At 60.2% G+C, this 19,413-nt stretch carries 16 protein-coding genes and 1 pseudogene; 8 read left to right on the forward strand and 9 right to left on the reverse strand.

The features are described from left to right. Positions 1-44: 44 nt before the first annotated feature. Together NKI38_RS24160 and NKI38_RS24165 are read left to right on the forward strand one after the other, a co-directional pair. Positions 45-974 carry an ABC transporter ATP-binding protein gene (locus NKI38_RS24160; RefSeq protein WP_502899373.1) on the forward strand — a complete coding sequence of 310 codons (930 nt, stop codon included), beginning with the start codon at positions 45-47 and terminating at the stop codon, positions 972-974. Positions 975-1,111: 137 nt separating this feature from the next. After that, positions 1,112-1,414: a DUF982 domain-containing protein gene (locus NKI38_RS24165; RefSeq protein ID WP_352627763.1), complete on the forward strand. Its 303-nt coding sequence runs from the start codon at positions 1,112-1,114 to the stop codon at positions 1,412-1,414. Positions 1,415-1,526: 112 nt separating this feature from the next. Here the strand turns inward: NKI38_RS24165 and NKI38_RS24170 are convergent, their stop codons facing one another. From NKI38_RS24170 to NKI38_RS24200, 7 genes and pseudogenes are all read right to left on the reverse strand, one after another. Continuing rightward, positions 1,527-1,880 (reverse strand): YybH family protein, encoded by a 354-nt coding sequence (locus NKI38_RS24170; RefSeq protein WP_352661614.1) that lies wholly within the window; start codon positions 1,878-1,880, stop codon positions 1,527-1,529. Positions 1,881-1,951: 71 nt separating this feature from the next. Continuing rightward, positions 1,952-2,695, reverse strand: a complete 744-nt coding sequence (locus tag NKI38_RS24175) for a ribonuclease activity regulator RraA (protein WP_352661617.1) — start codon at positions 2,693-2,695, stop codon at positions 1,952-1,954. A gap of 22 nt (positions 2,696-2,717) precedes the next feature. Continuing rightward, complete coding sequence (locus tag NKI38_RS24180) at positions 2,718-3,881, reverse strand: mandelate racemase/muconate lactonizing enzyme family protein (RefSeq protein ID WP_352661658.1); 1,164 nt, start codon at positions 3,879-3,881, stop codon at positions 2,718-2,720. 29 nt (positions 3,882-3,910) lie between these two features. Continuing rightward, complete coding sequence (locus tag NKI38_RS24185; protein ID WP_352661620.1) at positions 3,911-5,008, reverse strand: ABC transporter ATP-binding protein; 1,098 nt, start codon at positions 5,006-5,008, stop codon at positions 3,911-3,913. Positions 5,009-5,018: 10 nt separating this feature from the next. Then, the gene (locus NKI38_RS24190; protein WP_352661623.1) at positions 5,019-5,909 is read right to left on the reverse strand and encodes a carbohydrate ABC transporter permease; all 891 of its coding nucleotides are present in this window, start codon (positions 5,907-5,909) and stop codon (positions 5,019-5,021) included. Next, positions 5,906-6,864, reverse strand: a pseudogene (locus NKI38_RS24195) (carbohydrate ABC transporter permease). Before NKI38_RS24195 ends, NKI38_RS24190 begins: the two are co-directional and overlap by 4 nt. A 77-nt stretch (positions 6,865-6,941) precedes the next feature. Beyond that, positions 6,942-8,420, reverse strand: a complete 1,479-nt coding sequence (locus tag NKI38_RS24200; RefSeq protein WP_352661626.1) for an ABC transporter substrate-binding protein — start codon at positions 8,418-8,420, stop codon at positions 6,942-6,944. 210 nt (positions 8,421-8,630) lie between these two features. Here NKI38_RS24200 and NKI38_RS24205 point away from each other — a divergent pair, with 210 nt between their 5' ends. The 4 genes from NKI38_RS24205 to NKI38_RS24220 all read left to right on the forward strand — a co-directional run bounded on the left by NKI38_RS24205 (position 8,631) and on the right by NKI38_RS24220 (position 13,249). Then, the gene (locus NKI38_RS24205) at positions 8,631-9,341 is read left to right on the forward strand and encodes a GntR family transcriptional regulator (protein ID WP_352661629.1); all 711 of its coding nucleotides are present in this window, start codon (positions 8,631-8,633) and stop codon (positions 9,339-9,341) included. A gap of 54 nt (positions 9,342-9,395) precedes the next feature. Then, entirely contained in the window at positions 9,396-10,562 is a 1,167-nt protein-coding gene (locus tag NKI38_RS24210; protein WP_352661632.1) for a mandelate racemase/muconate lactonizing enzyme family protein, read from the forward strand. Between the two features lie 73 nt (positions 10,563-10,635). After that, complete coding sequence (locus NKI38_RS24215; RefSeq protein WP_352661635.1) at positions 10,636-11,994, forward strand: mandelate racemase/muconate lactonizing enzyme family protein; 1,359 nt, start codon at positions 10,636-10,638, stop codon at positions 11,992-11,994. 58 nt (positions 11,995-12,052) lie between these two features. Then, positions 12,053-13,249 (forward strand): mandelate racemase/muconate lactonizing enzyme family protein, encoded by a 1,197-nt coding sequence (locus NKI38_RS24220; protein ID WP_352661638.1) that lies wholly within the window; start codon positions 12,053-12,055, stop codon positions 13,247-13,249. Positions 13,250-14,262: 1,013 nt separating this feature from the next. Here the strand turns inward: NKI38_RS24220 and NKI38_RS24225 are convergent. Then, the gene (locus NKI38_RS24225) at positions 14,263-15,660 is read right to left on the reverse strand and encodes a M20/M25/M40 family metallo-hydrolase (RefSeq protein ID WP_352661641.1); all 1,398 of its coding nucleotides are present in this window, start codon (positions 15,658-15,660) and stop codon (positions 14,263-14,265) included. A gap of 178 nt (positions 15,661-15,838) precedes the next feature. Beyond that, on the reverse strand, positions 15,839-15,961 hold the full coding sequence (locus tag NKI38_RS24230) for a hypothetical protein (protein ID WP_352661644.1): 123 nt from the start codon (positions 15,959-15,961) through the stop codon (positions 15,839-15,841). Between the two features lie 110 nt (positions 15,962-16,071). On the opposite strand from NKI38_RS24230, the gene NKI38_RS24235 reads away from it, so the two are divergent. Next, positions 16,072-16,947 (forward strand): LysR substrate-binding domain-containing protein, encoded by an 876-nt coding sequence (locus NKI38_RS24235; RefSeq protein WP_352661647.1) that lies wholly within the window; start codon positions 16,072-16,074, stop codon positions 16,945-16,947. 1,144 nt (positions 16,948-18,091) lie between these two features. Continuing rightward, on the forward strand, positions 18,092-19,300 hold the full coding sequence (locus NKI38_RS24240) for a trans-sulfuration enzyme family protein (RefSeq protein ID WP_352661650.1): 1,209 nt from the start codon (positions 18,092-18,094) through the stop codon (positions 19,298-19,300). The last annotated feature ends 113 nt before the right edge of the window (positions 19,301-19,413 follow it).

Raw genomic sequence — 19,413 nt, forward strand, 5'->3', positions numbered from 1 at the left:
CGGCCCGATCCTCGAGACCACGTTCGCTGGGAAAGCGGTTTTCGATCGGCACCCGTTTTTCCGCCGAAGGCAAGCGAACTGTTCATGCAGTCGACAGTGTTTCCCTGACCGTGTGGCGTGGCGAGACAGTCGGGCTGGTTGGCGAATCCGGGTGCGGCAAGTCCACACTGGCGCGCTGCCTGGTGAGGCTATACGACATATCAGACGGCGAGCTTCTGTTCGAAGGCGACGACATCACCTCAAAGTCGCTGTCCGAACTCAGGCCGCTGCGGCGCCGCCTGCAAATGGTTTTCCAGGACCCGTCGGCGTCGCTCAATCCGCGCCGGCGCGTCGGCGACCTGGTGGCCGAGCCGCTGCGCATCCATGGCAAGCTTTCATCGAGCGAGATCACCAAGCGCGTGGCGGAACTGTTCGACCTCGTCGGATTGCTGCCGGATCATGTCATGCGGTATCCGCACGAATTTTCCGGCGGACAGCGCCAGCGCGTCGGTATCGCGCGGGCTATCGCATTGAACCCCGATCTCGTCGTGTTGGACGAACCCGTCTCCGCGCTCGACGTGTCGGTGCAGGCGCAAAACGTCAACCTGCTTGCCGATCTGCAGGAGAAGCTCAACCTCACTTACATCTTCATTGCCCACGACTTGTCGGTGGTACGTCAGGTTTCTACCCGCATCGCGGTCATGTATCTCGGCTCAATCGTCGAAGAAGGGCCGGCGGAAGATGTGTTTGCAGCGCCAGGCCATCCCTATAGCCAGGCGATGATCTCGGCGGTTCCCGTCGTGGAGACGACGCCCGGCGGGACGCGCAAGCGCATCATCCTCACCGGCGACGTACCGAGCCCGCTGAACCCTCCGTCCGGCTGCCGTTTCCATCCCCGATGCCCGATCGCGGCGGAGCGCTGCCGTTCGGAGCGGCCACAGTTGCGGGAATACCGACCCGGTCGCAAAGTCGCCTGCCACTTCCCGACGGTATAGGCGATATTTGCCGCCGCGCCGAAGACTGCATTCGCCTGATGTTTTTTTAAGATTCCATTTTTTGCCTGGAACCAACTGGCTGTTGGCACGTTTTGTGGGGTTCGATCGAGCGCATTGCGGTCGACCGGGAGGAAACGATGGATCAGTTGCATTTCTTTTCGCCCGTGCGGATTTCGCGCGGGGAAGGACACCCTGTGGAAGAAATCGATAGTGTTGCCGAAGCCATGATGTTCTTGCGGAAATGGCCGACGGGACGGCGCGGTCCGGTTTATCAGTGCGCTCTGAATTGTTGCTCGGCCGCCTTGTCGGGCCAGATGTCGGCCGAGGAAGCAAGGAAAGCGTTCACTGGCTTTGCCCGCATCACGCGTCTTCTCGATGATGACATGGCGTTGCCGGTGCCCGGCGAAAGCACGGCAAGCGTGCACGCGCTGCGGCGATAGACGCCTGTTGCCTTGACGATTTGCAAGACCTCGCGCCGTTGCGGCGCGGGTCTTGTTTTTGCGATGCGCTCCGGAAATGACGGACGTCCACAGTTCGGCCGGGTCAAACGCCTCAGGTGACGGAATAGCGGTCGATCACCCAAAGCCAGCTGCCATCGCTTTGCCGCCGGGCAACTTCGCTGGTGACGTCACCGTCGGGAAGACGGGTCGATGTGAGGGCAAGATCGCCGCAAATGAGCGCCGGCTGCTGCTCGCCCACGGCGAACTTTCGTCCCGACGCGGCGATTTCAAGATAGTAGCCGCGGATGGCCTCTGTGCCGCGCAGCAAGCGTCCGCCACCACAGTCGACCACCGCATCCGGTTCGAACAGGGCGGTCATGCCGTCGATGTCGCCTGCATGCTGCCGCGAAATCAGCAAGGGCTCCAGTTGCTGGGGATCGTAGACGGGCTTTGTCTCGGCGTTCATGCACTGACCTCCGCTGATCCGCGAACGAAAATCCTGCCGCAAACAGGCGCCCGTGCCCGGGTGATTCCAAGTCAATCCACCAGGCGATTGGTTTTGCGCCACTCCTCGTATTCGCCGCGGGCATCATCATGCAGCGGATAGTAGCGCTGCAGTGGCGCACCCTCCAGAAGCCTCATTCGCGAGAACTCCTCCCAATCGTGATGCTTCTGCGATTCTTCGATTACCTTCGTGGCCATTGCGACGGGAAGCACCACCACCCCGTCGTCGTCGGCGACGATGATGTCGCCAGGGATCACCGTGACACCACCGCAGGCAATCGGAACGTTGACGGCATTCGGATAGATGCTGGTTTGCACATGGTAGTTGGGCGTCCAGCCGCGCAGCCATAGGGGCAGATCGAGCTTTTCAACATTGGGCCGGTCGCGCATGCATCCATCGATGACGATGCCGGCGCCACCTCTGCCCTTGAAATACGTCGACATCATATCGCCGAAGACGCCCGAACTCATGTCGCCGCGCGCGTCGACCACGACCACATCACCCGCCTGCGCGTGATAGAGCACGTGCCGATGCAATTGCGTCTCTGGATCGGCATATTCTCCCTCGGTGAAGAGGTCTGGCCGCTGCGGCATGAACTGCAGTGTGAGCGCCGGGCCGACGATCGACTTCCCCTGGTTCTGCGCCACCGGACCGACCATGTGCGGATTGCGGAAGCCCATGTGCCCAAGCGTGCCGGCAACCGTCGCGGCGCCGATCTCCCTTAGCGCATCAATCAGGTCTTTGGGCGGTCGCGTGATGTTGGAGGTGTGCGTCATTATGGACTCCGGTTGAATGGAACTACCAGTTGGTGACAGAACCGTCGCGGCGCTTGAGGTGAGGCGCTTCCCAGAAACGGAAACTCTCCGACTGGACCGCCGCTTCGTTGACCTCGACGCCGAGCCCCGGCAGATCGCCGACCGGATAATAGGGGCCGTCGAGCCGTGGTTGCACGGGGAAGAAGTCGGAATTGTCGAAGCCCAGCTTTTTTTCGGGCTCCCTGGTCTCGAGCCACGCGAAGTTGGGTACCGCGGACGCCAGATGCACGGTGGCGGCAGTGCACACTGGACCAAGGGGGTTATGCGGCATCAGGTCCACATAGTGGGCCTCGCTCCAGCCAGCGACTTTCATCGCCTCGGTAAGCCCGCCGACATTGCAAACATCGAGCCGGTTGAACTGGTGGATACCGCGCTCGACGTAGGGCAGGAACTGCCACTTGCTGGCGAATTCCTCACCGATGGCAAAGGGGATGTCGGTCATCGTGCGCAGGGATTCGTAGGCCTCCGGTGTCTCGTCCCGTATCGGCTCCTCGAGAAAATCAAGCACGCCGCGGCCGAGCTTGTTGCAGAAGCTCGCCGCCTCTGCCACCGACAGCCGATGATGATAGTCGAGGCCGAGGACGACCTCGTCGCCCAGCGCCTCGCGCGCCTTGTTCAGCATCTTCGCGGTAGCGCCGATCGACTCGCGGGGCTCGAAGATGTCCCCGCTGTTTTGCCCGACGGGGAAGAAGCGGATCGCCTGCCATCCCTGTGCGCGCAGTTCGCTGGCCCGCTCGATGGCAACATCGCCCTCGGCCTCATCTCCCGTCGAGGCGAAGGTGGGGATGCGGTCGCGCTGCTTGCCGCCTAGTAGCTCGTAAACCGGAACCCCCAGCGCCTTGCCCTTGATGTCGTGCAGGGCGATGTCGATGGCGGAAATCGCCGCTTGCAGAACCCGCCCGCCTTCGAAGTACTGGCTGCGATAAACCTCCTGCCAGATCCGGCCAATCTGCATCGGGTCGCGTCCGATAAGAAACTCGCGGTAATGCTCGAGCGCACCGGCCACGGCTTTCTCGCGACCGCTCAAGCCGCTCTCGCCCCAGCCGAAGATGCCCTGGTCGGTCTCGACCTTGACGAGCATCTGGTTGCGCGTTCCTATCCACACTGGATAGGGCTTGATCGCCGTGATCTTAAGCTTCGTAGTCATCCGGCCCCATTCCAAAAGACCCCATCTTCTCAGTCGGCCTTGAGGGCCATTTCAGTTTCGCCGTCGAACAGATGCATCCGCTCCTGGTCGAACTCGAGCCAGATCCGCTCGTCGGGGGCGATGGCAATGTTCGGCGGCACGCTGACGTTGACGATGGCGCCGGACAGGAGCGCCTGCACGAAGGTGACGTCTCCGGTCGGCTCCACCGTGTAGGCCTTGGCCGGGACGCTGCCTGGCACCGCGCTCTTGAGGAGCTTGATCGTCGAGTGACGTGCGCCCAGCACGACTTTCCTGGTCGTTGCTCTTGCAACCTTCTGGGCGTTGCGCGGCGAGAGCTCAAGACTCCAGCCCTCCGCGCCGGTCAGAACGGTGTTGCCGTTTGCCGTGGATGCCTCCAGCGGAATGAGGCTCATTGCCGGGCTGCCGATGAAGCTGGCGACAAACATGTTCACCGGATGGGCAAAGACCTGCGCCGGTGAATCGTACTGCTGCAGCAGGCCGCCGTTCATCACCGCCATCTTGTCGGCCATGGTCACCGCTTCAAGCTGGTCGTGCGTCACGTAGATGATCGTCGCCTTGAGGTCTTGGTGGAAGCGCTTGATCTCCGACCGCATCTGCACGCGCAGTTTGGCATCGAGGTTGGAGAGCGGCTCGTCCATCAGGAACACAGCGGGGTCGCGGACGAGGGCACGGCCGAGCGCCACACGCTGCTGCTGCCCGCCCGAAAGTTCGCGCGGCTTGCGCTCGAGCAGGTGCGTCATGTCGAGCACTCGCGCAGCTTCCTTGACCTTCTTGTCGATCTCGTCCCGGGGCAGTTTGCGCATCTGCAGCGGGAATGCCAGGTTCTTGTAGACCGACTTTTGCGGATAGAGGGCGTAGTTCTGGAACACCATTGCGATGTCCCGGTCCTTGGGGTCGAGATCGTTGACCACCCGTTCCCCGATGACGATGTCGCCCGATGTGATCGGGATCAGCCCCGCGACGAGATTGAGCGTGGTTGTCTTGCCGCAACCTGAAGGGCCGACGAGCGCGACGAACTCGCCGTCGTTGACCGTCAGCGAAACGTCGTTGACAGCCTTGAAGCCGCCGTAGGTCTTGACGAGATCTTTGAGGACCACGTGGGCCATCGGCAACTCCCTAGTGCTTGACCGCGCCTTCTGTGAGGGCGCGTACGAAGTATCGTTGCAGGACGAGGAACAGCACGACGACCGGCACGCTCATCATGAAGCTGGCCGCCATCAGGCCTGGAAAGTCCGTGGTGTTTTCCGAGAAGAAGCGCTGGATGCCGACCGGCAGGGTCAATTGATCGTTCTTGGAGAGGAAGGTGTAGGCGTAGATGTACTCGTTCCAGGCGCCGATGAAGGAATAGATCGCGGTGGCGATGATCCCCGGCGTCGAGAGAGGCATCACGATCAGGATGAAGGCCTGGAAGCGCGTCGCTCCATCGATGCGTGCCGCCTGCTCGAGCTGCACCGGGATGTTGTCGTAGAAACCCTTCAGCAGCCAGATCGCCAGCGGCAGCCCGAAGGTGAGATAGGTGAGAACCAGGGAACCGTGCGTGTTCACCAGCCCGATCGCCCGCATTAGGATGAAGAGCGGCACGAGAAAAATCACCGCCGGGAACATGTTGCGCAGCAGCACGGCGAAGAACAGGAAGTTCCGGCCCGGAAAACTGAAGCGCGAAAACGCATAGGCCGCCGGGACAGCCACGATCACCGAGAGGATTGTCGTCATGGTCGAGACGAAAACGCTGTTCCAGAAGAAGCGCAAGAAGTCCTGGCCGACGCTGTTTTGCGGATCCAGCAGCTTCTGGTAGCTGGCGAGGGTAGGCTCGTCCGGCCACCACTGCGGCGGGAATTGCGTCGCCGCGAACCCTGACTTGATCGAGGTGATCAGCATCCAGATCATCGGCAAGGCGGTGTAAAGCAGCATGAACACGAGGAAGATGCGCCCAGCCCACCGCCATCCGTCGACGCGCATACGGCGACGGGTCCGGCCTTGAGGGGCTGTCTCGGCAATCGTGCTCATGAGCTCCCTTCTTTCCGCTCGTTGCTGCTTAACGCACGGACGTAGAAATAGCCCAGCGTCATCAGCATAAGGAACAGGAGCACCGAATAGGCCGATGCAACGCCCCAGCGCTGCCGGCCGAAAGCGAGTTCATAAATATGCGTGATCCAGATATGCGATGCGTTCGACGGCCCGCCACCGGTCATGATCCACGGGATGATGAAGGAATTGAAGTTGGCGACAGCGAGCAGCAGGATGGTCACCGTCGAGACGTTGCGCAAGTGCGGGAAAGTGACGTGCCAGAAGCGCTGCCATGCATTGGCCCCGTCGACTTCCGCGGCGCGCAGCAACTGCTCGGGGACTGTCTGCAGGCCGGCCATCATCATGATCATGGCAAACGGAAACTCGCGCCAGATATTGACGACGATCAGTGAGGGCAGCACCGTAGAGACGTTGTCGATGAAATTCGGCGGCCGGTCGGCCAATCCGAGGCCGACCAGCACCGCGCCGATGATCCCGAAGTCCGAATGGTAGATCCACTTCCAGATATAGGAGGCGGCAACCGCGCTGATGCCCAGGGAATGATCAGGATAGCGCGCAAGACGCCGCGGCCGACAAAGTCGCGGTGAAGCGCCAGCGCGGCGCCAAACCCCAGGACAAAGGAAATAAGAGTGGATCCCAGTGTCCAGATCAAAGTGTTCCAGGTGACCTTCCAGAACACCTCGCTGGTGAGGATGGTCGTGTAGTTGTCGAAGCCGATGAAACTCTTGTCGCGCAGCTGCAGGCCAGGCGGCGTCTTGAAGAACGACAGCTCGACCGTGTAGTAGATCGGATAGGCGATGACGATGAGCATCACGGCGATCGCGGGGAGCACGTACGCGTAGTCCGCTCGATGCTTCCATATCTTCCGCGGCACGCCGGACCTACCGGGTTGCAATCTTCGGCGAGCCTCGGTCTTGCCGGTCACGATCGTCACTGTGGCGTGCCCTTGTTCTTCGGAACGAACCGGCTGCACGAGTGGCGCAGCCGGTCAGATGGCAGCTCAGGCGCGGACTAGAGTCCGCCCATCAGGTCCTTCACCTTCTTGGCCGCGTCGTCCGCCGCCTGGTCGACGGTCATCGCTCCGGTCAGGGCATTCTGCAGCATATCCGGGACAATGATGTTCATGATCTCGGGGGACTGCGGCAGCGCGGGGAACGGGATGCCGTATGGCAGCATCGAGGTCGTGACATCGAGGAACTTGATGTTGTCCAGACGTTCCTTCATCCATTTGGTCTTGAAGCCGTTAAGGTTGCCCGGATTCGAGCCGGCATACGCCATCTTCAGCGACCATTCGGGGCTGGTCCACATGCAGATGATAGCCTTTGCGGCCGGCTCGTCCACCTTGCCGCCTTCGACGTATTCAGGCTTCAGGATGTGAATGTTCGAGCCGCCGAACACGACGGCGCGCTTGCCGTCGGGGCCGGTCGGAATGAGGCCGTAGCGCATATTGTCGATGACGGTCTGCGCCTTGTCCTTGTCGGTGCCCGTCGCCTTCTTCTGCAGGTCGAGCATCACATTGTAGTCGGACGGGTGCGAGATCATCATACCGAGCTGGCCGGCGACGAACAGGGGCTGATTGTCGGCCTGCTGGTTGGTGAGCGCCGACACCGGAACCGACTTGTCGCGAACATACATGTCGTACGAGGCTTGCAGCGCCGCCTTGCTTTGCGGGCTGTCGAGTTCGACCTTGTCATAAGTCGGGTTCGCCGCCGCTTCGTCGAAAACGCCGCCGCCATAGGCCCACAGCTGCGGCATGAAGCGATACGGCGTGTTGCCGGCGTTCTTGCGAGCCACGAGACCGTAACCCGCGATGCCGAGCTTGTCGTGGATCTGCTTGGAATACTTGACGACATCGTCCCAGGTTGCCGGAGCCTTGTCCGGATCGAGGCCCGCACGCTTGAAAATGTCGGCGTTCCAGATGAACGCCATCGTCTCGTTGTTGGTCGGGATGCCGTAGGTCACCCCCTCCCACGTCACGGCCTTCATGGCGCCGGGCCAGAAGTCCTCGGTCGAATACCCCACATCCTCGGGTTTGAGCGGCTGCAGGTAGCCCTTCGAGGCGAACTCGGTGCCACCGAGGATTTGCAGGCGGACCGCCATCGGCGCGGCATTGCCCAGGAGCGCCGTGCGGAACTTGTCGAGAAGGTCGTTATAGGTGAGGGCTTGATCCTCGAGCTGGATGTTCGGATAGGTCTTGCGGAAGGTCTCGAAGAAATCCTTGTAGTACTGTCGCAGGAGGTCGGGGTCGCCTTCGAACACGCCCTGATACCAGAAAGTCAGTCGCCCCTTGTAGTCGAGCGGGGTGACCTTGGCGCAATCGGCCGCCGTGTCGAAATCCTGTGTGCCCGCGATGGAGCGCACGTAGTCCGGCGACCACTTGCTCAAATCGACCGGCGGCGCGCCCAGCGCCGACGCAGACATCAGCGATACCATTAATGCAGTGGAGACAGTGCCGCGCAGGATGGCACCGCCGAGTGTGATCCTCGTCATAGGTATCCTCCAGGTTCTCTCCCATGCCGCTCAGCGTCGAGGCAAGCGGTCCTTGTTCATTCGATCGCGGGATGCCCTCTATGTATCCTCTTGATCGTTTTATACGTTTTCAGATCGTAGATTGGCTGTCAACGCGATAAATCGTACATTGTTTGTGCAAACCGTGCGTGATATCGAACAAAGTGTGTATTGACTTTAGGGGAGCCGGCTTTGGCCGAAACAAGCGATTTCAAAGCAGAGCCACCCATGGGGATTGACCCCATTGGGGCCTCAAGCGAGGGCGCCTCGCTTTATGAACTGATCCGGGAAGACATCATCGAGGGACGGCTCGCCGCCAACGAGCGGCTTGTGGTCACCGATCTCGCCCGGCGTCACGGCACCTCGACCAACCCGGTGCGCGAGGCGCTGCAGCTGCTGCGTGGGGAAGGCTTCGTCACCTTCGTGGCCAACCGCGGCGCGCGCGTCCGCCCCATAGATCAGGATTTTGTCCGCGACATCTATGAGATCGGTGTTCTGATCGAGCCAGCCCTGACGCGATGGTTCGTGAACATGGCGACCAGCGAGGATATTGCCGAACTCGAACGTATCCAAGGCCTGATCGAGGAGAACAACTTCGCCGACACACTCCGGCACAGTGAACTGGATACCGCCTTCCACACCGTGATGTACCAGCGTCACTATAACCGCCATGCCGCCGAGCTTTGGTGGAAGCATCGCGAAGTGTTGCGAGCCGTGAGCCGACGTTTCAATTTCACGCTCGCGCGGCGGGCTGCCATCCTGCGTGAGCACCGTGAACTCATCGCGCATATAAAAGCGGGAAATGCCGACGAGGCGGGTGAACTCATTTCCCGCCATGTCGAGGGTTCCGGCCGGCACGTTCTCGAACAGATGCGTGCGCGCAATGCCGCTCGGGCCGGATAGGAGATCCGGTCCAGGACCAGGTTGCCCCGCTGATCTCAGGCAAAGGTAGTCGAGATGAAAATCACAAGCGTTCGGCCGTGGCTGATCAAGTCCGCTGCATCCTATTGGGGAGAGTTCCTGTTCGTCGAGGTGACAACCGACGAAGGGGTGAGCGGGTGGGGAGAGATCACCACCACCACAAGGCTCGCCAATCGGGCCCTGTGCACGATCCTGCGACAGATCGGTGTCGCTGTGACCGGCGAGGATCCGGCCCGCATCGAGCACCTCTGGCACAAGATTTTCCGCAGCTTCACCTACATGGGAAGCCGCGGCGCCGCCGTCGAATGCGTGAGCGCCATCGACATTGCCCTCTGGGACATCCAGGGCAAAGTACTCGGCAAGCCGATTTACGAGTTGCTGGGCGGACCCGTCCGCGATGAGATCGTGCTCTACACTCACCCCAACCAGTCCAAATTCACCAGCAAGGAGGCTGTGGTCCGCGAAATTCGGGACATCGTCGAGTCCGGCCACACTGCGCTCAAGTTTGATCCGTTCCCCCATCAGGGCCGCATCGCCGACGGCTCGTCCCGCGAACAGCGGGACGGCTACCTCGATGGCAGCATGACCCGAAAAGACGAGCGCGAGGCGGCCGAGCTCACCGCTCTGATCCGCGAAACGGCTGGACCCGATGTCGACATCCTCATCGATGCGCACGGCCGCTTCGATGTTCCCACCGCCATTCGCCTCTGTCGCAGCCTCGAGGAAGCCGGCCAGATCGACTGGTTCGAGGAGCCTTGCCCGCCTGAAAGCCTCAACGCCCTCAAGCAGGTGCGTGAGAAGGTCAGTGCCGCTATCTCATGGGGCGAGCGCGGCCACACGAAGTGGGATTTCGTGCCGGTGCTCGAGAACAAGCTCGCTGACTACATCATGCCGGATGTTACCTGGACCGGCGGCATTACCGAACTAAAGAAGATCTCGGCTCTGTGCGAAGCCTACTACATCCCGGTCTCGCCGCATGACGCCGCGGGACCGATCAACGTGGTTGCGGGAGCGCAGGTGATGATGACCGTTCCCAATTTCTACAAGCTCGAAACGTCGGAGTGGAACCTGGGCAAATACGATCATCTCATCGACAGACCGCTCGACGTTTCGAATGGCAGCCTCAAGCTGACGTCGAAGCCTGGTCTCGGTGTCGAGATGAACCGCGACTATCTGCAGGCCCACGAGATAGAGCTGGGCTAGCAACGCTCTATGCCGGCCCAGCCTGTGCCGCACCAAGCCCGCCGACCAGAAAGTGGAAGAAAGAGGATAAGCAATGCCGAAAACAGGTCGAGCCGACGAGGCGCTCAACCGGGTGAACATCAACTCCAAACCGTCCGACCTGCGCATCACCGACCTGCGCGTCGCCGAGATCGTCGGCGCGCCGTTCACCTCGGCGCTTATCAAGATCTACACCAACCAGGGCATAGTCGGTCTGGGCGAGGTGCGCGACGGCGCCAGCGCGACCTACGCGCTAATGCACAAGAGCCGGTTGCTGGGTGAGAATCCCTGTGACATCGACCGGCTGTTCCGCCGGATCAAACAATTTGGCGGCCATGGGCGGCAAGGTGGCGGTGTCTCGGCAATCGAGATCGCGTTGTGGGACCTCGCTGGCAAGGCCTATGGCGTGCCGATCTACCAGATGCTCGGGGGACGGTTCCGCGACAAGGTGCGGGTCTATTGCGACACCGATGCGGAGAAGCCCAGCGGCACCGAGACCGGCAAGCGGCTCAAGGCGCGGATGGATCTCGGTTTCACCTTCCTCAAGATGGACCTCGGGCTGGCGCAGATCTCCCACATCCCAGGCGCGGTGGTCGCGCCGGCCGGCGTGCTCGACGGTTTCCGCACCCATGCCGCCCGTGGCCCGGCGCGCACGCTGGACGAGCGCCGGGCGCGCAATGCCGCCTATGACGCGCAGAACGTGCCGCATCCCTTCACCGGCCTCCACTTCACCGAAAAGGGGATCGACCTGCTCGATCAATATATCCACGAGGTTCGCGAGGTGATCGGCTACGAGATCCCGCTCGCCATCGACCATGTCGGCCACATCTCGCTCCAGGACGGCATCCGTCTCGCCCGACGGATCGAGAAATACGCACCAGCCTGGCTCGAGGATGTGATCCCGTGGCAGTACACCGAGCAGTATCGGCAGTTGCAGGAGGCAACGTCCGTGCCGATCTGCACGGGTGAGGACATCTACCTCAAGGAAGGCTTCGAGCCGCTGCTCAACTCGGGCATCTCGGTCATCCATCCGGATTTGCTTACGTCAGGCGGCATCCTCGAGACCAAGAAGATAGGCGACGCGGCACAGGACCACGGCGTTGCCATGGCCATTCACATGGCGGAAAGCCCGATCGCCGCGATGGCCGCCGCGCATGTCGCGGTGGCCACGGAAAACTTCATGGCGCTCGAATATCACAGCGTGGAAGTGGACTGGTGGGACGATATCGTCACCGGTCTGCCTAAGCCGCTGGTCAAGGACGGGTTCATCACCGTGCCGGACAGACCGGGTCTGGGCATCGACGACGTGGTTGACGAAGTCATCAGCCAGCACCTGCAGGAAGGCGTCAAAGGCATCTGGCAGCCGACCGATCACTGGGACGACGAATATTCCTGGGACCGGACCTGGAGCTGACCGCCTCACCCTTTGAGGGAAGGCCCACCTTTTCAGGGAAGGCAAAGAAAGGGAAAGCATGAAGATCACCGATCTCCGCTGCGCCGTCATCGGCAAACATCCCATCGTCCGCATCGTGACCGACGAAGGCCTTCATGGTCTGGGCGAAGCGGAGTACACCAAGCCTTACCTCAAACCCTGGGTCCTGCATTTCCGTGAGGCGTTGATCGGTGAAGACCCGACCGATGTCGAACGCTGCATGCTGAAGATCCGGCAGCGCGGCTCGTTCAAGCCCTACGGTGCTGCCGTCAGCGCCATCGAGCACGCGCTCTGGGACATCGCCGGCAAGGCGGCCGGTGTGCCCGTCTACAAGCTGCTCGGCGGTAAGGTGCGAGACAAGGTGCGGGTCTACAACGGCTCCATCCGTAAAAAGAGAACCGGCGACAAGCCGGAGGACTACGCGGCCGACGTCAAATGGATGATGGAGCGGCCCGAAAACTTCTTCATGGTGAAGCAAGGCATCAGCTTCCACTCCAACATGAAGACGAGCGTGCCCGACTTCCACTACGGCGTCCGCCAGCCACCGACCTATCACGGCGCCATGGACCAGGGCCAGATCAGCGAGCGCGGCATGGCGCATATGATCGAATGCGTCATCGCCATGAAGGAGGTGCTCGGCGACCAGGTCTCCCTGGCCCTGGATTGCGGCCCCGGCTGGTTCCTGCCGGACGCGATTCGCTTCGCGCAGGCGGTGGAAAAGTACAACCTCATGTGGCTCGAGGATATGCTGACGGGCGACTACGTGCCATGGGTCAATCCGCAGGCTTACCGCGAACTCACGACATCCACCTCCACTCCCATCCACACGGGAGAGCAAATCTACCTGCGTCATAACTTCAAGGAACTGATCGAAACACAGGCGGTCCGCATCATCGGCCCAGACCCCGCCGATATCGGCGGCATCGCCGAGCTCAAATGGGTGGCCGAGCATGCCTACATGCACTCGATCATGATGGCGCCGCACGGTACAGCAAATGGCCTGCTGGGCCTCGGCGCGCTGATCAATGTCTGCGCAACCTTGCCCGCCAACTATATCGCCTTCGAATATCCCAGCGCCTCCGACCCCTGGTGGGAGGATATCGTTATTGGCCTGCCGACGCGGATCGTGAAGGATTCGATGATCGACTTGCTCGAAGCTCCAGGATTGGGCCTCGACATCGATGCCGCAGGCGCGAAGAAGTATCTGAGGGAAGAGGACGCCGGGTTCTTCGACTGAATAAAACTGTCTTCGTGTGCACTATGTGTGCAATGAGAACTTCGATATAGCCGAGTGGCTTTCGGTTGCGGCGGCGTTTGGGCGAGCGCCTTTTGCCCAAATTGGTCAGTCTTTCCAAGCGGAAATTGGATCGACTGAGATCAAGAAAGACAATGAAATTGAGATGATAGACAACAAACTTGCCATAGCGCCCATGATGGATCGGAAAGATAGCTAAGTAGAATCAATTAGTTACGAGATGTCGTGTGCAAAAATCGCACACGAAAGTTCTGCTTCTCTTCCTTTTTCGTTCCCACGACAGAGCCGCCGACAGCCCTTTTCGGACGCTCTTCTGCCGCCGATCATGACCGCTCCAATGCGGATGTTCGCTGGGATAGCCGTGAACCGTATCGTCCGCTGCGGCGCTCAGTTTGCTTGGGGTTCTTGGAACCGTTTCGGACTTTCTCCCTTGCGCCTTATCGGAACTCTGATTCTGGGGTTCGAGTTTTTAGAGCACTACCGCCTCTCCCCGAACTCAGAAGACTTGCGCCATTTTCTACGGTGTTGGGCGTGATGGACCTATCTTGGTGCTGCAAAGACCGGTGGGGACGGGAAAGTCTGTCCCGAAGCCGACGAACTGTTTCAACGACGCGAACGACAGCTTCGCGCCTCATGCACGAACCCGGCCTTGAGCGGGTAGAGGCCGCGATCTGACCATGGAGTTCCCTCCAACGTGAGGAACTCGTCCCCTGTCGACCGATGCACCGATCTCGCCGCTTCGCCAGCACATGCAGCACGACAGGCTCATGCAGGCCGCTCCGGTCACGAGGACGGCAGTGCGCGTAGCAGCGAGGCTCTACGTCTAATGCAGAAACCGTTGGCACAATATGGTGGCGGCCATCTCTTCTCGAGCATCTTTCCCAAGCCAGCGCGGCAGGGCCGCCGTCCTATCCGTCTTGGAAGCGGCTCGTGAGATGCTGTCTGGTGCCAAATCCCTCCGAAGGTCTCGCAAGTCGATAGCCTCGCTACGGCGTCTATCCTGCGATCCGCAATTGGATTTCTTCAAAGATCCTTACCCAACTGCGGACGCCCTTCCGTAGACGTCGCGTATCGTAGTGTTCGTCTGGCGCATGGATGGCGTCACCTGGCAAGATGAAGCCGATGACGACGCATTCAACGCCAAGAACCTCGCTTAGTTGGTGGACCAAGGGTATCGCACCACCGGTCCCTCTCAGAATGGCAGGTGTTTCCCACTCGCGTGCCAAGCCGTGCGCAGCGGCAGCTACGAAAGGGCTGTCGTGCGAAAGGACTACTGCCGGACTGCCGCCATCGCCTTCAAATTCCACAGTGCAACCCTTCGGAAGCTTCGATTCAACGTAGGCCCTGAACCCGGCACGGATCTTCCCCGGTTCCTGTGCATCGACGAGCCGGAAGCTGAGACGTGCTGTTGCACTTCCAGGCAAGACTGACCGTCCGCCCGGTCCTTGATTGCCCCCCGTGATGCCGTTCATGTCGACGGTGGGGCGTGCCCACATTGCTTCCAACCTGGTATATCCTTCTTCCGTTATGCCGCCGCTCAGGTTGACCTCAAACTGGTCTGCGTCTTGTTCGAGCCCCCGCCATCGCTGACGCAGATTATCCGGGATCTCGCGAACTCCGTCGTAAAACCCCTCAATGCGAACTCGCCCAGCTTTGTCATGAATGTCTGTCAGAATGTTGCTCAGTATGCGGATGGGGTTCGCGGCTACGGCACCGTAGTGGCCTGAATGAAGATCGGGATTGGGCGCCAAGATGGTCACTCGCTCGTGGACCAGCCCCTTGAGTCGTGTCGTGATGGCTGGCTGGGTGGGCGACCACATCTCAGCATCGCAGATGAACGCGACGTCGCATTGAAGATCATGTCGATGAGCTTCGATGAAGGCAGGCAAACTCGCCGAACCCGACTCCTCTTCCCCTTCCAGCATCACGACGATGTCGGCCGGAAAACTGCACTCGATACTTTTCCATGCACGGAGAGCCTCGATGAACGTCCAGAGTTGGCTTTTGCTGTCCGATGCACCTCGGCCGTAAAAGCGATGAGCGCCATCTTCTTCCTCGATCACGCACGGCTCAAACGGCGAATGCTTCCATTGTTTCAAGTCGCCGACCGGCTGCACATCGTAATGTCCGTAAAACAGCAAACGTGGGCGCTCGATCATGGAGCCTGCGGGAGAACTGGCGAGAACAACCGGGTGACCGTTGGTCTGGATGATCTCCGCGGAAAGCCCGATCGCTGACAACTCGGACTTGAGCCAGTGAGCCGCGCGAAGAATGCCTGGTTCGCCCGGAATCTCGTTCGAAACCGACGGGATAGAGATTAACTCCAGAAGTTTGCGGACTGAAACCTCAAAATTGTCGTCGATGTCACGGAGCACGTTTTCTACATTCGGCATGTTGATCACCTTAATTGCGCAAAAATTATATCGCGGACGCCGCCAGACGTGGCGGATGACCTTGAGAGATCCTTCGCTGGCTCTTTATCCCCGTTGATCCCATGCTTGCTTGCCAGGAGGCGCACGATCTTGCCCCAGAGCTCGCCTTCGTCCTCTAGGCCGATACTCAGGCGCAATGTTACGTCAGGCCCGGCCATGACGTCGCGCTTCGGAAGCCGTCGATCGACATAAGAGCGGGATGCACTCCAACATCAAGAGATGCAAATTCCTTGGCAGCAACGAATTTGATAAGATCGTTCATGAGAGCGCCTTTCCAAACGACTGTGCACGCTGTACGGATTTCGATCGAAAAGGACGCGAATCTTCCGCACAGCTATTCGCGCGAGTTATTGAATTGAAGTGGCGGCCTCGATGAATTTTCGGCAGGTTGAGGTCTTCCGGGTAGTGATGACCAACGGTACCACGGCCCGCGCGGCCGACGTTTTGCATGTGTCCCAGCCAGCGGTCAGCAAGATGATCCAAGAGCTGGAACGCTCGCTTGGTTTCGATCTCTTCCAGCGGATCAAGGGCAGACTCCATCCTACTCCCGAGGGACAGCTTTTCTTCCGCGAGGTCGAACAGGCTTTTGTTGGCCTCAGCCATCTCAGGGGGGCGGCCGCCCGCATTCGAGACTATGGCTCCGGCGAACTCAGGATCGCTTGTCTTTCGGCGCTCTCGACCAATGTTCTTCCGCGCGCCCTCCGCGCCTTTATGGATCGAAATCCGAACATCGCCGTCACCTTCCAGACGCGCATGTCCTCCAACGTGCGCGATCTGGTCGCTTCCGGCCAGTTTGACCTCGGGATTGTCGCTGACGAGATCGATCGCACGGGTGTTGAGGTGAGCGAGTTTGCGCAGTTTCCAGTAGCCGTGGCGGTACCCAAGGGACATCCACTCGAGTCCTTGGACATCATCGGCCCAATCGATCTCGCCGGCTGTCCATTTATCGCTCTCGCCCCCGAAGACACGACCCGACGCGACGCCGAGCACGTTTTCAAGGAAGCCGGCGTCGCGATGCGAACTGTGATGGAAACGCCCTATTCGACAACGATCTGCGCGATGGTGGCTGCCGGTGTCGGCGTCGGCCTTGTCGATCCTTTGACCGCACAGCCGTATGAGGGCCGCGGGCTGACGTTGCGGCCGTTCGAGCCCCCACTTTACTTTCGAACCCTCCTGATCAGACCGCCCAATCGTCTCCCCTCTCGTATTATTGCGGAGTTCCTCGAGGATTTGCGGGCGGCGATCTGAAATGGTCGAACACACTCCTGCATCAGGTCGCCGCCGGGTTAGTGCATTTGCATTGGCTCTGGCCCGCTCCGATGACCAGTCCTTTACGTGAAGAGTTCCCTCCATCACACTTCCACAGCGGTCATGTGTGGGAGCAGGTTACATCGCTGGAACACCAAGCCGGTCAAGCGTCGCTGTGCAGCAACCCGACCCGGCGGCAAAGGGTGAAAACGGCCGTCCCCCTCAACGAAACCCTGCATCTCACCTTTCACGAACATGCGTCCTGCTAAGGCTATCCAACTGGTTGATGCAGTGGAGAAGCGGCGTGCCGTTGCGAGTGTCGGCTGCGTAAGGTTGAAAGCATTCCCGCCATTCGTCCATCGACTGCATCATGGGAACCACGCACAGGTTCGTCCAATGGTAAGATTTGGGCCTCCTATTCCCTGAGGTTATTGGATCGGCCTTGAATGCTCTGGGACTATGCATTCGGACGATGTCGAGATCGCTGATGAAGACGTCATTTGGGACGCGCCACTGGCCAGCGCGGCATCGTTACCCCAGAGGCCCGCCAATTCGAGTCGACGTGAAGGATTTGAAGGCGGTCGACCGATGTCCAGAGGACGAGTAGGTGGGATCCAGATGTAGGTCTGTAGTCAGCGCCTTGTCTAAATGGATGTACTTGGAGGCGAGCTCAACAGCAGCAGTTACAAGCACTGCGGCGGCGTAAAGGCAGCTCGCGCGACCTGCCTGCGGGCTCCAGGAAACGACGGGCGGGCTGAGAAGACGTAGCCTCACCGAGATGCGCGATCATGACCTCCTGCACGGGCTCGGCGCTCGACAATGGAAGTCACACCAAAGGTGCCCCATCGTAGCTCACATTTGGCTGGGGCCGCGCACAAGGTCGCCTGGATGTCCTGGAATTGCGTCTCTCAAGCTGTTGCGAGCATGTCTCGAAATGAAGCCTACCGCAAAGTGCAGCACTCGCACGCATTCCATGCTCCGGTTGCGACGGCATAGCGCCGAATGGCGGACTTGAAGCCGGCGTGCGCTCCAGAGAACTCCGTGAAGGCCCATAACCTAAGAGAATAGCAGCGCCGTTTGTTGCTATTGGACGGGATACATTCCCGCATGTCAACAATGGCGTCATTAACGGAGACGGGATCCAATGCATGATGACACAAGATCGGTGGCGAGGCCCGCGGTGAGCCTGGAAGGCTATGACAGCCTGACCGTTCCTATACATCGCGCCTCGACAATCCGGTATCCGGATGCCGCGTCCTTCGCCGCCCGATTCGAGCGCAGTGCTGATGGATATGTTTACGGGCTCTATGGAACGCCCACTCATCGGTACCTGGAGAAGAAGATCACCGAACTGGAAGAGGGCGCCCGCACACTGCTGGTGCCTTCCGGTCAGGCTGCTGTCGCTTGTTCCATGCTGGCCCTTGTTGCCGCACACGAGAAAGTACTCATACCCGACACCGTGTACGGCCCCGTGCGCGATTTTGCCTCCCATGAACTGGCGTCGCTTGGCATTGAAGCCGTCTTCTACGATCCCGTCGACTTGCGCGCCCTGGACTCCCTTATTGATGCCCGCACGCGCCTCGTCTGGACAGAATCTCCAGGGTCAATAACGCTGGAGATGCAAGACGTTCCGGCGATTGTCCTGATAGCTCACGCCAGAGGAGCACTCGTTGGGTGCGACAACACATGGGCTTCTCCCCTGAATTTCAGGCCGATCCGCCATGGCGTGGATATCGTTGCGGAGGCTCTGAGCAAACATTTCTCCGGTCACTCCGACCTGGTCTTGGGCTCGATCACCACAAGGGACGACGCCTTGGGCCTGAAAATCAAAGCCTCTCTTGGAAGACTGGGCATCGGCACGTCGCCGGACGACTGTGTGCTTCTGGCTCGCGGATTGGAGACCTTGGCAATACGCCTCGCAAGATCCGACGCATCCGGCCTTCGCATCGCGGCTTGGCTAGCCGAACATCCATGCGTGGAAACGGTGATCCACCCTGCGCTGCCTGGCAATCCTGGCCACGAAATCTGGAAGCGAGATTTTAGCGGCTCCTGTGGTGTCTTCACGTTCGTACTGAAGGAGCAGTATGCGGGCCAAGCATTCGCTGCATTGGACGCCTTACAGATAATTTCTATTGGCGCTTCTTGGGGAGGAACGAAGAGCCTGATCGCGCCATCAACCGTGAAGGCTCTGCGAACCGTGCGGCCTTGGACGGGTCCAGACTACCTCTTTCGCTTGAATGTCGGGCTTGAACACCCTGACGATCTTAAGGACGACTTGCAGCGCTTCTTCGCGGTGTTGATCGAGGGCGAGAGAAATGAACCGCGCACCGCGGTCCGCGTATCCCCACGGTGACGGCCGCCTTGCTGAGGTAGGCTGCAAGTCCTAGTGCAAGCACTAGGAGTAGCCCTATGACGAAGCATCAGATCGAGGTGATCACATCGGTCGAGCGGCGTCGGCGCTGGTCT

The sequence above is a fragment of the Mesorhizobium sp. M0621 genome (genome assembly GCF_040320745.1).
Classification (GTDB): Bacteria; Pseudomonadota; Alphaproteobacteria; order Rhizobiales; family Rhizobiaceae; genus Mesorhizobium.

Excerpts from the sequence above, each read along its gene's own strand:
- NKI38_RS24165 (WP_352627763.1), top strand. The coding sequence starts at position 1,112 with ATGGATCAGTTGCATTTCTTTTCGCCCGTGCGGATTTCGCGCGGGGAA.
- NKI38_RS24170 (WP_352661614.1), bottom strand. The coding sequence starts at position 1,880 with ATGAACGCCGAGACAAAGCCCGTCTACGATCCCCAGCAACTGGAGCCC.
- NKI38_RS24175 (WP_352661617.1), bottom strand. The coding sequence starts at position 2,695 with ATGACGCACACCTCCAACATCACGCGACCGCCCAAAGACCTGATTGAT.
- NKI38_RS24180 (WP_352661658.1), bottom strand. The coding sequence starts at position 3,881 with ATGACTACGAAGCTTAAGATCACGGCGATCAAGCCCTATCCAGTGTGG.
- NKI38_RS24185 (WP_352661620.1), bottom strand. The coding sequence starts at position 5,008 with ATGGCCCACGTGGTCCTCAAAGATCTCGTCAAGACCTACGGCGGCTTC.
- NKI38_RS24190 (WP_352661623.1), bottom strand. The coding sequence starts at position 5,909 with ATGAGCACGATTGCCGAGACAGCCCCTCAAGGCCGGACCCGTCGCCGT.
- NKI38_RS24200 (WP_352661626.1), bottom strand. The coding sequence starts at position 8,420 with ATGACGAGGATCACACTCGGCGGTGCCATCCTGCGCGGCACTGTCTCC.
- NKI38_RS24210 (WP_352661632.1), top strand. The coding sequence starts at position 9,396 with ATGAAAATCACAAGCGTTCGGCCGTGGCTGATCAAGTCCGCTGCATCC.
- NKI38_RS24215 (WP_352661635.1), top strand. The coding sequence starts at position 10,636 with ATGCCGAAAACAGGTCGAGCCGACGAGGCGCTCAACCGGGTGAACATC.
- NKI38_RS24220 (WP_352661638.1), top strand. The coding sequence starts at position 12,053 with ATGAAGATCACCGATCTCCGCTGCGCCGTCATCGGCAAACATCCCATC.
- NKI38_RS24225 (WP_352661641.1), bottom strand. The coding sequence starts at position 15,660 with ATGCCGAATGTAGAAAACGTGCTCCGTGACATCGACGACAATTTTGAG.
- NKI38_RS24230 (WP_352661644.1), bottom strand. The coding sequence starts at position 15,961 with ATGAACGATCTTATCAAATTCGTTGCTGCCAAGGAATTTGCATCTCTT.
- NKI38_RS24235 (WP_352661647.1), top strand. The coding sequence starts at position 16,072 with ATGAATTTTCGGCAGGTTGAGGTCTTCCGGGTAGTGATGACCAACGGT.
- NKI38_RS24240 (WP_352661650.1), top strand. The coding sequence starts at position 18,092 with ATGCATGATGACACAAGATCGGTGGCGAGGCCCGCGGTGAGCCTGGAA.